We start from the raw sequence: 17,053 nt of genomic DNA on the forward strand, positions 1-17,053 counted from the left end.
GCGGGCGGGGCGTATCTGCCCCTCGATCCGATGTATCCCACCGAGCGTTTGCATTTTATGCTTGCCGATGCCGGGGTAGAGCGCATCGTGACCGAGCCAGCTCATACCCGGCTCTTTGCTGCGCAGCCCGATCTGCAGCTGTTCCTGCTCGATCCCAGCGAACAGTGTTTTGTCGACGAGAGCATCCAGAATCTGGAGAACCGGAACACGCCACAGGATCTGGCCTATGTCATCTATACCTCGGGTTCAACCGGCAAACCGAAAGGGGTCTGTATTCCGCATGCCAATGTCCAGCGTTTATTTGCGGGTACCGAGCACTGGTTCTCCTTTGATGCCCGTGATGTCTGGACCTTGTTCCATTCCTATGCCTTCGATTTCTCGGTCTGGGAGATCTGGGGGGCGCTGCTCTATGGCGGCAAACTGGTCGTGGTTTCCTATGAGACCAGTCGGACTCCGTCAGCCTTTTATCAGTTGCTAGTGGATGAGCAGGTCACGATTCTCAATCAGACCCCCTCGGCCTTTGAGCAGTTGCAGCAGGCGGAAGCCCTGTTTGCAGGCTCTTCGACGAAGACGCCGGGTGCGCTGCGGGCCGTGATTTTCGGGGGTGAGGCGCTGGAATTGGGGCGTCTGCGCCCCTGGTTGCAGCGACATGGAGACGAGCACCCGCAGTTGATCAATATGTATGGCATCACGGAGACGACGGTTCACGTCACCTATCGCCGCATTCGCTGGGAGGATGTGGAGCAGGGGCGTGGAAGTGTGATTGGTCGGGCGATTCCAGACTTACAGCTCTATGTACTCAATCGGTGGTTACAACCTGTGCCGATTGGGGTAGCTGGTCAACTCTATGTTGGAGGAGCGGGATTGGCCGCAGGCTATCTCCAGCGCGAGGAACTGACGGCGCAACGCTTTATCCGCTCGCCATTCAGTCAAGGGGATCAGCGCCTCTATCAGACCGGGGATCTGGTGCGCTATCGCAGCAATGGAGAGTTAGAATATCTGGGCCGGATCGATCAGCAGGTCAAGATCCGTGGTTTCCGCATTGAGTTAGGAGAGATTGAGGATCGCTTGCTGAAACTTGCTGGCATCCGAGCCTGTACGGTGCAGGTTTCAAGTGATGCTCAGGGTGACAAGCGTCTGGTCGGTTATATCGTGCAGGAAGAGGAGGGGACCTGGGAAACGGGTTCGTTGCGCCAGCAGTTGCGAACCGACCTGCCCGATTACATGGTGCCATCTCTCTTTATCAGCTTGCCCGAGTTGCCACTGACGGCCAATGGAAAACTAGATCGGAACGCTTTACCGTCCCCGGAAAAAGCTGCCACGCATACTATTCGGGAATGTGTGGCTCCGCGCGATCCAGTTGAGGAAATTGTGGTTGATCTCTGGAAAGACATTCTAGGGTTAGAAACGATTAGCGTGTACGATAATTTCTTTGAAATCGGCGGCCATTCTTTGTTAGCAACCCGGCTACTCTCACATCTGCGCCAGCTCTTACAACTGGATGTACCTTTACGTGATCTCTTTGAAAAACCAGTTCTGGCGGATTTCGCTTTGCATCTGCAATCGTTTGCTGTTGATGAGACTGCTGATGCAGAGGCCGCAGAGATGTTAGCTGAGATCGAACAGCTTTCTGAACAGGAAGTCGAGCAGTACTTCCTTGAGAAGAATGCCTGAGTGCCATAGAGGAGTAGAATTATGCCTGGTCTTGCTCAACGCATTGCAACCCTTTCACCAGAGAAGCGCAAGCTTTTTCTGAAGAATATCGCCGAGAAGCGTGAGAATACGGCATCTTATCCAGTCTTAATGCGGCGTAAAAATGATGATCTGGCACCACTCTCGTTTGCTCAACAGCGTCTCTGGTTTCTTGAGCAATTGGAGCCTGGTCTCTCTACCTATACTATTCCGCTGGCTTTACGTTTACATGGCGCGTTCAATGTGTCTGCTCTCGAGCAGACACTACGCGAAATTGTGCGTCGCCATGAAAGCTTGCGTACGCGCTTTGTCTCTCGCGCTGGTGTAGCGTATCAACAGATTGATCCTATCGAGAGTTTTGTCTTTTCGATTGTCCCTGTTGAGCAGGAGGAGCAGGTACAGAGCTTGCTTGAGCAGGAGGCACAACAGCCTTTTGATCTGGAGCAGGGTCCCTTGTTTCGGGCATGTCTGTTGTTGCTCTCAGATCGGGAAGCGGTTTTACTGCTGACACTGCACCATAGTATCGCCGATGGCTGGTCAATGGGTGTCCTGACGCATGAGCTCGGTCAACTTTATCCAGCTTTTGTGGCTGGTCAGCCCTCACCACTGCCAGAATTGCCGCTGCAATATGCTGATTATGCGCTGTGGCAGCGCCAATGGTTGCAGGGAGAGGTTCTGGATGTACAACTGGATTATTGGAAAAAGCAACTGGGCGGGGCCGAGCCACTGGCATTGCCCACTGATCGTGCGCGCCCAGCCATACAGACACATCGAGGTGCCAGTCAGCGCATTGAACTGTCTGGTGAGCTGAGCCAGGCACTTAAACTGTTCAGCCAGCGCGAAGGCTGTACGTTATTTATGACATTGCTGGCCGCCTGGCAGGTCCTGTTGAGTCATTACAGTGGACAGGACGATATCAGCGTGGGTACGCCAATTGCTAACCGCACGCAAGCTCAGCTCGAAGATCTGATTGGTTTTTTCATCAATACATTGGTCTTACGCAGTGATCTCTCTGGTAATCCTGATTTTCGTGAAGTTTTACGCCGCGTGAAAGAGGTCTCTCTGGGAGCCTATGCTCACCAGGATATTCCCTTTGAACAACTGGTTGATGTGGTACAACCGGAACGTGACCGTAGCCGTTCCCCCCTCTTTCAGGTCCTTTTTGTGCTGCAAAATCTGCCTGAGAAGCAGCAAACATGGACAGATATTCGCATTGAGGCGATTGAGATCGAGCATAAGACCGCCAAATTTGATTTGAGCCTGGCGGCTTCAGAAGCACCACAGGGATTAATTTTTGACCTGGAATATAATACTGATCTATTTGATGCTGAGACCATTGAACGTTTGTTAGGCCACTGGCAACGCCTGCTGTCAGTTCTGATAACACAACCAGAGATCCCAGTACAGGAACTTACTTTCCTCAGTTCGCAGGAGCGGCAACAACTGTTGTTTGACTGGAATGAGCCGCAACAGCAATTTCCTGTAGTGGACACCCTGGTACAGCGCTTTGAGCAGCAAGCCCGGATGCATCCCCAGGCGATCGCAGTGAGTGATGAGCAACAGAGCCTGACCTATGCGCAACTGAATGCCCGGGCGAACCAGTTGGCGCATGCCCTGCGACGGCAAGGAGTTGAGCCCAATCAATTGGTCGGGTTAAGTATGGACCGTTCTGTGCAGCTACTGGTCGGTCTGCTGGGGATTTTAAAAGCGAGCGGGGCGTATCTGCCCCTCGATCCGATGTATCCCACCGAGCGTTTGCATTTTATGCTTGCCGATGCCGGGGTAGAGCGCATCGTGACCGAGCCAGCTCATACCCGGCTCTTTGCTGCGCGGCCCGATCTGCAGCTGTTCCTGCTCGATCCCAGCGAACAGTGTTTTGTCGACGAGAGCATCCAGAATCTGGAGAACCGGAACACGCCACAGGATCTGGCCTATGTCATCTATACCTCGGGTTCGACCGGCAAACCCAAAGGGGTCTGTATTCCGCATGCCAATGTCCAGCGTTTATTTGCGGGTACCGAGCACTGGTTCTCCTTTGATGCCCGTGATGTCTGGACCTTGTTCCATTCCTATGCCTTCGATTTCTCGGTCTGGGAGATCTGGGGAGCGCTGCTCTATGGCGGCAAACTGGTCGTGGTTTCCTATGAGACCAGTCGGACTCCGTCAGCCTTTTATCAGTTGCTATTGGATGAGCAGGTCACGATTCTCAATCAGACCCCTTCGGCCTTTGAGCAGTTGCAGCAGGCGGAAGCCCTGTTTGCAGACTCTTCGACGAAGACGCCGGGTGCGCTGCGGGCCGTGATTTTCGGGGGCGAGGCGCTGGAATTGGGGCGTCTGCGCCCCTGGTTGCAGCGACATGGAGACGAGCACCCGCAGTTGATCAATATGTATGGCATCACGGAGACGACTGTTCACGTCACCTATCGCCGCATTCGCTGGGAGGATATGGAGCAGGGGCGTGGAAGTGTGATTGGTCGGGCGATTCCAGACTTACAGCTCTATGTACTCAATCGGTGGTTACAACCTGTGCCGATTGGGGTAGCTGGTCAACTCTATGTTGGAGGGGCAGGATTGGCCGCAGGCTATCTCCAGCGCGAGGAACTGACGGCGCAACGCTTTATCCGCTCGCCGTTCAGTCATGGGGACCAGCGCCTCTATCAGACGGGGGATCTGGTGCGCTATCGCAGCAATGGCGAGTTAGAGTATCTGGGCCGGATCGATCAGCAGGTCAAGATCCGTGGTTTCCGCATTGAGTTAGGAGAGATTGAGGATCGCTTGCTGAAGCTTGCTGGCATCCGAGCCTGTACGGTGCAGGTCTCAAGTGATGCTCAGGGTGACAAGCGTCTGGTCGGTTATATCGTGCAGGAAGAGGAGGGGGCCTGGGAAACGGGTTCGTTGCGCCAGCAGTTGCGAACCGACCTGCCCGATTACATGGTGCCATCCCTCTTTATCAGCTTGCCCGAGTTGCCACTGACGGCCAATGGAAAACTAGATCGGAACGCTTTACCTGCGCCTGAGAGTAGTCTGGCGCAATTGGCACTTGAGTATGTCGCTCCACGCACGCCGCTTGAAATGCGACTCGCTGCCATCTGGAGTGCTGTGTTACAGCATGAAAAGGTTGGCATTCATGCCAACTTTTTTACCCTGGGTGGTGACTCTATTCGCAGTATCCAGATTGTTGCAAAGGCGAAGGAGCAGGAAATCTATTTTACTTTGCAGCAACTCTTTCAATATCAGACTATTGCTGAGCTGGCTGCACAACTTCAGACGTCACAAACGCAGCTCCCGCTTCAGGAGAGCGTTTTGCCATTTGCCTTGATCTCTGAAAAAGATCGTTTGAAGCTACCGGAAGATGTTGAAGATGCCTATCCTCTGGCTTTAATGCAGGCAGGGATGTTGTATCATAGTCAACTCAATTCTGCCAATGGTATGTATCATGATATAACCAGCTATCATCTTGAGGCAGTGTTTCATCCAGCCTATTTTCAGCAGGCAATCCAACTGTTAGCTATGCAGCATCCTGTGCTAAGAACTTCTTTTGATATTACGAACTATAGTGAATTTTTGCAGTTAGTACACAAAAATGTGCAGGTCCCTTTCTCTATCCATGACATCACCGCTATGACCGAGTTGGAGCAGCGCGAGGCACTCTTGCATTGGATTGAAGAGGACAAACTGCAGGTGCTCAACCTTGCTGAAGCTCCACTCATTAGGATTACGGTTCATCTGCGTAGTGAAAATTCATTCCAGTTTTCGCTGACCTGCCATCATGCAATTCTGGATGGCTGGAGTGTCGCTTCGTTTGTGACTGAAGTCTTTAAAGTCTATCTGGATCTCTTACAGGGTAAAAAGGATCTGCCTGTTGCGCCTCTTACCCATTCGCATCACGATTTTGTTGCTTTAGAGCGGTTGCAATTATCTGCGCCCGCTGAACATGTTTACTGGCAGGAGATGCTGGCGAACTATAGTGTGACACCTCTGCCCATATGGTCATCTGTAGAGCCTGACGAAGAGGATGTTCCTCAGTTTACCGTCACTATCAGTGCCGAAATGGGAAGAGATCTTAGAAAGCTTGCGCAACGACTGACGGTTCCCTATAAAAGTGTTTTATTAGCAGCTCATCTTTTTGTCCTGACGATGTTAAGCGGACAACACGATGTTATCACTGGCTATGTCTCGAATGGACGTCCTGAGACAATGGATAGTGAACGCATCCTGGGTCTGTTCCTGAATACGCTGCCCTTACGGGTTCATCTTGGTGGTGGCAGCTGGCGGGAACTGATTCAAGCGGTTTTTCAGCAGGAAAAGGAGTTGCTGGCTCATCGCTGGTATCCGTTGGCAGAAATACAGCGCCGCTATGGTGGGACCGCTCTTTTTAATGTCATCTTTAATTATACGCATTTCCATATCTACAAAGATCTGCTCTCTTCTCCCGGGGCCTCCGAGGTGAAAGTGCTTGGGCAACATGGCTTTGAGCGCAATAACTTTGCCTTAAGTACCAATGTAATGGTTGATCCGATTTCAGATCAGGTGCGCCTGTCTCTGCAAAGTAATGGGGAGACCTTTACTACCCCACATTTACAGCGTATTGCTGGCTATTATGTACAGGTCTTAGCAGCCATCGCTCATAATGCTATGGATGCCTACCAGTCGCAAAATGTGCTGCCTGATCAAGAGCAGGAGTGGCTTCTGCGCCGCTGGAATGCCACGACACAGCCTTATGCGCGGGACAAGAGTATTCATCAACTCTTTGAGGAGCAGGTGGAGCGCACACCAGATGCACCAGCCATCCATTTTGCGGATAAGCAGTTTACTTATCGCGAAGCCAATCAACTGGCGAATGTGCTTGCGCATCAGCTTCTGGCATCAGGAGTCGGTCCAGGTATGCTGGTTGGACATTGTATGGAGCGTTCAGCCGAGATGCTGGTGGCTTTACTGGGTATCCTGAAGACCGGGGCCGCTTATGTTCCTATTGATCCTGAATATCCTCAGGATCGGGTAGCGTATATGTTAGAGGATAGCCAGGTTCAGGTAATTGTTTCACAGCCCTGGCTTGTTGCTAGCTTACCAGCACATCAAGCTCAGATTGTTTGCCTGGAAGATCTTCCCGTTGACATGATTGTGAGTAATCCTGACATTCAGTTTTCTCCGCAACAGCCGGCGTATGTCATTTATACTTCTGGCTCAACGGGTAAACCCAAGGGGACAATTCTGCCCCATCAATCTGTGGTTAATTTCTTTGAGAGTATTGCCCGGCGTCCTGGTATGAGCGCGGAAGATCGTATTCTAGCCGTAACGTCACTCTCTTTTGACATTGCGGTCCTCGAACTACTCCTGCCCTTAACTCTTGGTGCACAGGTGTTTATCGTGAGTCGTGCGGTGGCGACAAATGGAACTGATCTCGTGCATTGGCTTGAGAAAACGCGTCCTACCCTGTTGCAGGCTACCCCGGCAACGTGGCGGCTGCTATTGGCGAGCGGCTGGTCAGGTGAAGAGCAAACTTCAAATGCTCCGGGTTTGAAGATGCTCTGTGGTGGCGAGGTCTTGCCACAAGAGATTGTCCAGCCATTACTTGAGCGTGGTGCTAGCTTATGGAATATGTATGGACCTACCGAAACCACCATCTGGTCAACGCTTGCTCAGGTGGTATCTGAGCAACAGATTCTGATAGGTCAGCCGATCGCTAACACACAGATCTATATCCTTAATGCCTGGTTCGCACCAACACCAGTTGGGGTCGCAGGTGAACTGTATATTGCAGGTGATGGCCTGGCCTGGGGATATCTCCATCGAGCAGATTTGACCGCGGAAAGATTCCTGCCCGATCCTTTTAGTGCTATTCCTGGTGCGCGCATGTATCGTACTGGCGACCTTGCCCATTGGAATGTCGATGGTAAGCTAGCGTGTCTGGGTCGTACCGACCGGCAGGTGAAGTTGCGCGGACATCGCATCGAATTGGGAGAGATTGAGACGGTGCTGGCACAGCATCCAGATGTGCAGTCCTGTGCGGTCATTGTCTATGAAATTGGGGCTGGCAATCAGCAATTAGTTGGATATGTGGTACCTGTGTCAGGTGCGAATCCGACGCAGAGCGAACTACGCCTCTACTTACTTGCCGTTCTGCCTGAATATATGGTGCCGAATATCTGTGTCCTGCTGGAAGCCTTACCACTCACACCCAATGGCAAGGTTGATCGGAAGAATCTGCCAGCACCTGTTGCGCTACCGGAGTCACAAAAAGGGCCACTGGTGGCTCCCCGTAACAGCTTTGAAGAGCTTATTCTAACATTCTGGCGTGAGATTCTGGGTTATCCACAGATCAGCATTGACGACAATTTCTTTGAGATTGGAGGTCACTCACTGCTGGTCAATCAACTTATCGCACGTTTGCGCTCAACCTTTCATGTGCAGATCTCTATGCGTAGTATCTTTCAAGCTGCAACAATTCAAGAGCAGGCTGTGGTGATCCAGGAATTGTTGCAGACAGAGCAGGATCTTCTGGTTCCACCGCTCCTGCCATTGTCTCGGGATGAGTCTATACCTCTTTCCTTTGCGCAGCAGCGTCTCTGGCTACTGGAGCAACTGGTTGAAGAGAGCAGTGCCTATACAATGCCACTGGCATTGAAGGTGCGGGGCAACCTGGATGTTACTGCGCTAGAACAAAGTTTACAGCGTATTGTGGTACGCCATGAGACGCTACGCACAGTCTTCCTGGATCGCGATGGTGTGCCTGTCCAGGTTATCCTGCCTGTCTCGCCTGTCCATTTGCGCCATCAAGACCTGCGTGGTCTTGATGCTGTGGCGTGTGAAGCGGAGCTTGAATGTTTAATTCAGCACGAGCTACAACAACCCTTCTCGCTTGCACATGGACCGCTATTGCGGGCCTGTCTCTTCTGGTTGGCGGGGAACGAGTATGTGCTGGTTATGGCAATGCACCACATTATCTGGGATGGCTGGTCAATGGGTATATTTGTACGTGAGTTGACCACGCTTTATAAAGCTGAGCACGAAAAATCAGATGCTCATCTACCGCACCTTCCAGTACAGTATGCAGATTATGCGAGCTGGCAGCGCAACTGGTTGCAGGGGAAACATCTGAACATGCAACTTGCCTACTGGAAAATGCAACTGGCGGGTGCTGATGTTTTGCAGTTGCCGTGTGACCATCCGCGACCAGCGCAACAGACTCAGAATGGGAACATTCTGTTGAGGCAAATGCCAGCCGAGTTAGCTACACATCTGAAACAACTCAGCCAGCAAGAGGGCGTAACACTCTTTATGCTGCTCCTGGCCGCTTTTCAAACGCTGCTCAGTCGCTATAGTGGACAGGACGATATCAGCGTCGGTACACCGATTGCTAATCGCGACCAGGTCGAACTCGAACACCTGATCGGCTTCTTCGTGAATACCCTGGTGCTGCGGAGCGATCTCTCTGGCAATCCAACCTTTAGCGAACTTCTGCGCAGGGTGCGCGAGACAACCTTAAATGCCTACATGTATAAAGATGTGCCGTTTGAAAAGGTTGTCGAAGCTGTCCAGCCCGAACGCGATCCCAGCCGCTCTCCCCTCTTCCAGGTGCTCTTTAGCCTGCAGAGTGGGACACAGACAAACCGTGTTATCGAGGTTCTTGATGATTTATCAATCAGTCCGCTTGAAGTGAGCGGACAGACTGCACGCTTTGATATAAGCCTGATTCTGGCGGATACTGAGGAGGGTTTGAGTTGTGCAATTGAATATAATACCGATCTGTTTGAGCAAGCTACCATTGAGCGTCTCTTTACGCACTGGCAGACGCTCTTAGCCAGCGTGGTGAGTAATCCCACACAGCATCTCAGTGAACTTACGCTTCTCTCAGAGCGTGAACGGGAACAAATTGTCTGTACCTGGAATGATACTGATCGTCCTTATACACCAGCTTGCTGGCATCATCTGTTTGAACTCCAGGTTGCGCGTACACCACAACAGGATGCCTTAGTCTTTGGCGAGCAGAGCTTGAGCTATCAGCAACTGGATCAGCGCGCGAACCAGCTGGCCCATTATCTGCTCCAGCGGGGTATTCAACGTGGGGATCGGGTCGGAGTATGTATGGAGCGTTCCTTTGAGATGGTGGTGAGTATTCTGGCGATCTTAAAAGCTGGCGCCGCTTACGTTACTCTGGACCCTGCCTATCCTTTCCAACGCCTGGATTATATGGTCGAGGACGCGCAGATCCAGCTTATCCTGAGTCAGCAATCGCTTGCCAACCAGCTATCATTCAGACAGGCACAGTTAGTGTATCTGGACATGCTGGCCCCACGTTTGGCGCAAGAGAAAGGGAGTTCACCCGATGTCGAGGTCGGGGCGAGCGATCTGGCCTATATCATTTATACCTCGGGTTCTACCGGCAAACCCAAGGGTGTGCTTGTCCCACACTATGGTCTTGCGAATCTGGTTGAGACGCAGCAGCAGGCTTTCGCCCTCACCCCAGCAGATCGGATCTTACAATTTGCTTCCATCAGTTTTGATGCCTCTGTCTGGGATATCGTGGGTGCACTCTGTACGGGAGCGACGCTCTGCCTGGCTCAAGCTGACGAGTTACTCTCACTTCATACGCTGATCGCTTTGATTGGTCGGCAGCGCATCAGCATGGTCACGCTAGCGCCATCGATGCTGGCACAGTTAAATCCAGAAGATGTCCCTGGCCTGTCCAGAATTGTAGTAGTGGGGGAGGCCTGTTCAGAGGAATTGATGCGTCGTTGGGTCGAGCCAGCGAAGCGCCGCTTCTATAATGCTTATGGACCGACTGAGAGTACTATCTGTGCGACCATCATGGAGTGTACGCCGCAGTTGCAAGGCCGTCCACCGATTGGGAGGCCAATTCCGCGCTTCCAAATCTATCTTTTAGATAGCTCTTTGCAGCCAGTGCCCGTAGGGGTTGCCGGCGAACTGCATATCGCTGGCATTGGTCTGGCATGGGGCTACCTGGATAAGCCTGAATTGACGGCAACCAAATTTATTCCTGATCATTTCAGCGCAAAGCCGGGAGCACGGCTTTATCGTAGCGGTGATCTGGCTCGTTATCTCCCGGATGGCACAATAGAGTTCTTAGGACGTATTGACCATCAAGTGAAGTTACGCGGTTTGCGTATCGAGTTGGGGGAAATTGAAGATGTCCTCAACCTTCATGATGCAGTGCGTGAATGCCTGGTACTGGTTCGTGAGGATCGACCGGGCCATCAATCCCTGGTCGCTTATCTGGTCGGCCCATCCCTGTTGCCAACGGTGGTTGCTGAGCTACGCGAAATGGTGCGTGAGTGTCTCCCTGAATATATGTTGCCGTCTGCCTTTATCTTGTTGGATGCGTTTCCCGTGACACCCAATGGCAAAATTGATCGCAATGCACTGCCTGCACCTGAAACACTGGATCGCGCTACAGAGCAATCCCTGGTCGCGCCACGTAGCGCTCTTGAAATCCAGTTACTGGATCACTGGCGAGCGATATTGGGACGGACCCATATCGGTATCCATGATAACTTTTTTGAGCTTGGTGGTCACTCTTTGCTGGCTACCCAACTGTTGACACGCCTGCATAAGGCAGGCATGGAACTGTCACTCCGTAGTATCTTCACTGCAACGACTATCGCGGAACAAGCCACCCTGCTTGAGAGGCAATTGCATGGCAATCAATCCATGCACCAGGCTGCTTTGACGGTCGTCGCGAGAAACCAGCACATACCGCTTTCCTTTGCTCAACAACGCCTCTGGTTCCTGGATCAATTGCATCCAGGTGACGCATCACAAAATATTCCTTTGTTTTTGCAACTGGAAGGCATGCTTGATCAAGAGGCACTAAGCTGGAGCGTGCAGGAGATTATACGCCGTCACGAGAGCCTGCGTACAACCTTTCAAACGATTGAAGGTGAGGCTGTCCAATGTATTGCTCCTCCTGACGAGAATTTTGTGCTTCCATACCTGGATTTTAGCGTTATGGAGAGAGACCAGCAGGAACAAGCGGTCAAAGAGTTACTGTCGCAGGAGGCAGGCCGAGCCTTCATTATTGCCCAGGATCGCCTCTTGCGCACCCTGCTCGTCAAGGTACAGCCACAGAAATATCTGTTCCTGCTAATTATGCACCATATTATCACTGATGGTTGGTCAATTGGCATCTTCTCCTCCGAGCTTCAGGCACTCTATCAGGCGCGTGTTCAACGTCAACCATCTCCATTGTCGGAACCAGTTCTTCACTATGCCGACTTCGCGGTATGGCAGCGGCAATGGTTACAGGGAGATGCCTGTACTGAGCATTTGAACTACTGGAAGCAGCGCCTGAATGGTGCTCAGGCCCTTGAATATCCTGTAGATCATCCACGGCCTGAAGTAAGCAGCCATCGTGGCGCAAACTATACCTTTACGCTGTCTGAGCAGATAACCCGGTCCCTAAAAGCGTTGAGTCAGCAGGAAGCGGCAACCATCTTTATGACGCTACTGGCGGCCTTTAAATGTGTGCTTGCCCGCAAGACTGGAGTTGACGACATTGTGGTTGGTACTGATATTGCTAATAGAACGCATCAAGAGACAGAAGGGATGATTGGCTTTTTTGTCAATCTATTGGCACTCCGAACGGATTTGAGCGGAGAGCCTTCTTTCCGTCAGGTGCTGGCCCGTGTCCGAGAGAATGTGTTGGGGGCATTTACCTATCAGGATCTGCCATATGATGTATTGGTAGATCGTTTGCACCTCAAGCGTAGCTATGATCGTACCCCATTGATTAATTTGCTCTTTGTGTTACAAAACATTAGTGCTGCACCCGCTATTATCCCGCAAGAGCAGCAGGAGAGCTTGCGCATTTCCTCTTTACCAAATGAAGTGACCAGTTCAAAATTCGACTTTGCTGTTTTTATGGCGGAAACAGTAGAAGGAGGCATGTCTGGTTCTATCACGTATAGTACAGATCTCTTTGACGCTGTGAGCATGCAAAATTTGATTGTGGCCTTTGAGCATTTTCTCCAGGCTGTCTTAGCACAACCTGATCGTAAGATTTATGAGGTTCCACTGCCTCTCAGCGCCGAAATGAATCGAACAGATGCAACTGGAAATGCACTACAGGTGTTGCATGTAGATAATGGTGTGCGCAAGCAAGAGCGTCGCTCTGCCAATCTGCGCAAATTAGGCAGCATCAAAGGTAATCGCACGAAACTCACCAACCATTAAGTGGTAGGGCGGATCATGGAAGGAGCAATCCCTCTGTGATCCGTGGCTCTCGATGTTTAATCAGACCCGAATAGAAATAGAAGGAGCTACGATTCCATGGAAACATTTCAACTTCATGCTTCTCCCTTATCAATGCAGCAGGCGCGTTTATGGGACTTTTATCAGCATACTGCTATATATCATGCGGTCGGCGTCATTGAGCTGGAAGGTGCGGTTGCTCTGGATCTTCTTCAGGAGGCTATTGCGGACATCGTTGCACGCAATGAGATTTTACGCACAGCCTTCTCTGCCCTGCCAGGTATGGATGTGCCGATGCAGATTGTGAGTAAGCCACACTATGGCTATCAAGTCACGTCGCTTGAACACTTATTGCCGGTTGATCAAGATGATTTTCTGAAGAATATCGTGCTACAACTGCGCACACAGCCAGTTGCTATCAGTCAGATGCCCTGTCTGCATTGCCATCTCCTCACGCTGAACGCTAATCAGCATTTCCTGGTTCTCAGCCTGCCAGCCTTCTGTGCGGACAGTAAAACCCTCCAGCTTTTGACGTCGGCATTGCAGCAAACATATTATGGCTTGCTCTCTCCTGCTACTAGCGAGCATGAAGAAGAGGATGAACCGTTACAATATATCGATGTATCCGCGTGGCAGAACGAGCTGCTGGCAGAAGAAGATGCTGTTGAGCATAGTCTGTTCTGGAAGCATCTGGACTTAACCTTGCTCGATACCTTTTCCATGCCAGGTGCCACTGCTGCGACGGAAGCAGCCTTTCGTCCAGAAATTTATCATATTCCTTTTCATGCTTCTCTGATGCCGACCCTTGAAGCACTGGCCCTTGAGTTCCATGCCTCGATTGATACGCTGCTTTTATCTGTCTGGTATCTGTTCCTGGCCTCGTATACCAATCAGGAAGAGATCATCATGGGAGTAGGGAATGATGGTCGCACCTATGATGAACTTGCAACAGCCCTGGGATTATATACCCGCTTTGTGCCTTTGCCCGCTGTTATCGATGCAGAAGAAACATTTGCACATATCGTGAGCCAGATTGGCAGCACCTATAAAAATGCTATAGAAGAGCAAAACTATTTTTCCTGGGCTGCGCATGAGCACAAGCAGAGCCAACAATTACCAGTTCAGTATATCTATGAACAGGCTTCATCGTCGTATAGTCATACTAACGCTGAGCCTGTCCATTTTTCATTGCGGGCAAGTTATCAATGTAGTGAACCGTTTCTGCTGAAGTTAGAGGCGGTACACACTGCTGAAAGCCTGAAATTCCAATTACACTTTGCGGCTAACCGCTTTACGCATGAGAAGATCGAGCTGCTTGCGCTTGCATTTCAAACCATCTTAGAGGATGCTTTGTCCCATCCTCATCTGCCAGTGAAAAATCTGCACCTGCTTCAACCCTGGCAGGAAAAACAGTTGCGTACACAATTTCAAGGTCCTATCGTCCAATTTCCCGCTCTCCATCTGGTGGATCTCTTTGAGCAACAGGTGGCACGTAATGCCTCGGCGCTGGCGGTCAGACATAATGACAGCACCCTGACCTATGGTGAGCTGAACCATCGAGCTAATCTTGCCGCGCATGCTTTGCGGGCCCGGGGCGTTGGACGGAATACCGTGGTTGGAATCTGCGTTGAGCGTTCCGTTGATATGATTGTGGGTTTGCTGGCGATTCTCAAAGCGGGTGCTGCGTATCTGGCGCTGGATGCGCAATTGCCGTTGCAACGGCTGCAGTATCAACTGCAAGATGCTCAGGTGGCTATGGTGGTGACACAGCAAAAGTTGAGTTCGCTCTTTCTGGATTATCCAGTTGAGACCTGCACACTTTCTACACTGTATGAGCACAACGTACCTGGCGCTGCTGAGAACGTCCCGGCTGGCATACAGCTCTCCGATCTCGCCTATGTGATCTATACATCTGGTTCAACTGGTAATCCCAAAGGTGTACTGATTGAGCATCAGAATGTGAGCAATTATATTCAGGGTATGCAGCAGCAATTGGCCTGGCAAGCTGGTTGGCAGTTTGCGACGGTTTCGACGCTGGCCGCCGATCTTGGCAATACCGTGATCTTTGGTTCACTTATTGCAGGTGGTTGCCTGCATATTCTGGATTATGAGATTGCAACTTCCGCCTCACGATGGAGTCGCTATCTTCAGCAGCATCCCATTGACGTCCTAAAGATTGTGCCATCTCATATGAGTGCGCTCCTGTCCGCTGAGACAGAGGTATCAGCCAATGCATTTTTGCCGCGCCAACAGCTTATTCTTGGCGGTGAAGCGCTGAAGCGCACATTATTAGCGCGCCTGATCGAAATGCAGGCTGGCTGTCAAATCATTAATCACTATGGTCCAACGGAGACGACGATTGGGGTACTGGTTAACCACCATGTGCACATCCAAGAGGATGAGATTATTCCTCTCGGTAAACCTCTGAGCAATCTTTCAGCCGTGATTCTCAATGCTGGAGGGAATATGGTTCCAGTCGGGGCGGCTGGCGAGCTGTATATTGCCGGTGCGGGGCTGGCACGAGGCTATCTCAATCAGCCAGATCAGACGCAGGCAAAATTTGTGCTGAAAAGATGGAGCGAGCAGGAGTGCGTCCGTTATTATCGGACAGGCGATCTGGCTCGTGCTACTTTCGATGGTACTATCGAGTTTCTAGGTCGAGCGGATACGCAGGTAAAAATACGTGGTTTCCGTGTAGAACTGGGTGAGATTGAACAGACATTGCAGCAGTGGCCGCAAGTACAGGAATGTATCGTCTTATTGGATGAAGCACAGCCGGGCGAACAACGGCTTGTTGCTTATGTCATCGCGACCCAATCCTCAATCCTGGTTGAAAAAGAGTTGAAAGCATTTCTACAAGAGCACCTACCAGCATATATGGTTCCCAATAGCATCATTCAGCTTGCAGCCTTCCCATTAACCCTCAATGGAAAAATTGATCGCAAGCAGTTACCTGCGCAACAACCCGTCTCTACTGGTAGTAGCGCGTCTGTTCCTACTGAGAAAACCTATATCCGTCCACGTGATCATGTTGAAATGAGACTTGCCACTATCTGGTCAAAGATTCTCAATGTGCATACGATTGGTGTGCTGGACGATTTCTTTGATCTGGGGGGAAACTCTATTATTGCTGTCCGTTTAATGTCATTGATCCATAAAGAATTTCATTGTGATCTAGCTCTTTCCACATTATTCAAACATCCTACTCTGGGTGCCTTTGCTCATATTTTGCGTGAAGATGGGCTGGAAGAAATATCTGCCATCATTGTACCATTACAAACGCATGGCGAGCGTCTACCTTTCTTCTGCGTGCATCCTTCAGGTGGGACCGTGTTTCGCTATCAGGCGTTTGCGCAGGCGCTAGGAGCTGAGCAGCCCTTCTATGGACTTCAGTCGCCGGAGTATGAGATAGGTAGCCTGCGTTTAGAAGATATGGCCGCTCAGTATGTGCAGGCTATACAAAATATTCAGCCCACAGGTCCCTATCAAATAGGAGGATGGTCGTTAGGAGGAGTGGTAGCATTTGAGATTGCGCAGCAATTAACACGGCAAGGAGAGAGCGTTTCACTGCTGGCGCTTTTCGATAGTAGCCTGCCACCTTCATGCCTGTTAGAACCATCCGCACGCACTCCTGGTATCCAGCTGCTCGATGATCGAATAGTAGTCAATGTCTTGCGGGAAGAAGGGGTCTTGTCTCTCAGTGAAGAGGATGTGATGCGCGCCGAGCCACAGATACAACTGATCCATGCATGGGAGCAAGCCAGGCAGACTAATTTGCTGCCAGCAGACATTGGTTTTGAGCAATTTCGTCGGCTCGCTTATATGAACTGTCGCAACCTTTTAGCGGTCAAGCAGTATGAGCCGGAAGTATATCCCGGTCGCATTACCTTTTTCCGCTCAAGTGAAGTTCTGCAATTGCAGCAAAGCCAGCCGAATGCCTTGACGGGCGGCTGGGAACAGCTCTGTCAGCAAGAGATTATTGCCTATGTTGTGCCAGGGAAGCATAGTGAGATGGTTGACGAGCCATATGTACGAGAACTGGCCCGGTTTCTGACTCTCTCGTTAGGCACACAGGCGCAGAATCTTTCAGCTGCCTGAGCGCATATTGGCAGCTCACTCCCAGTGGAATCTCGTTGCTTGCTCATTAGATTAT

General features: G+C 51.1%; 3 protein-coding genes. All 3 read left to right on the plus strand.

All coding sequences use genetic code 11. The features are described from left to right. Window positions 1-1,674, plus strand: a 1,674-nt coding sequence (locus F1593_RS04300) for an amino acid adenylation domain-containing protein (RefSeq protein WP_149400316.1), incomplete at its 5' end; no start/stop codon positions are given. 21 nt (window positions 1,675-1,695) lie between these two features. Next, window positions 1,696-12,882 carry a non-ribosomal peptide synthetase gene (locus tag F1593_RS04305; protein WP_149400317.1) on the plus strand — a complete coding sequence of 3,729 codons (11,187 nt, stop codon included), beginning with the start codon at window positions 1,696-1,698 and terminating at the stop codon, window positions 12,880-12,882. A gap of 96 nt (window positions 12,883-12,978) precedes the next feature. Next, window positions 12,979-16,998, plus strand: a complete 4,020-nt coding sequence (locus F1593_RS04310; RefSeq protein WP_149400318.1) for a non-ribosomal peptide synthetase — start codon at window positions 12,979-12,981, stop codon at window positions 16,996-16,998. Window positions 16,999-17,053 lie beyond the last annotated feature (55 nt).

The organism is Dictyobacter arantiisoli, from assembly GCF_008326305.1.
Classification (GTDB): Bacteria; Chloroflexota; Ktedonobacteria; order Ktedonobacterales; family Ktedonobacteraceae; genus Dictyobacter; species Dictyobacter arantiisoli.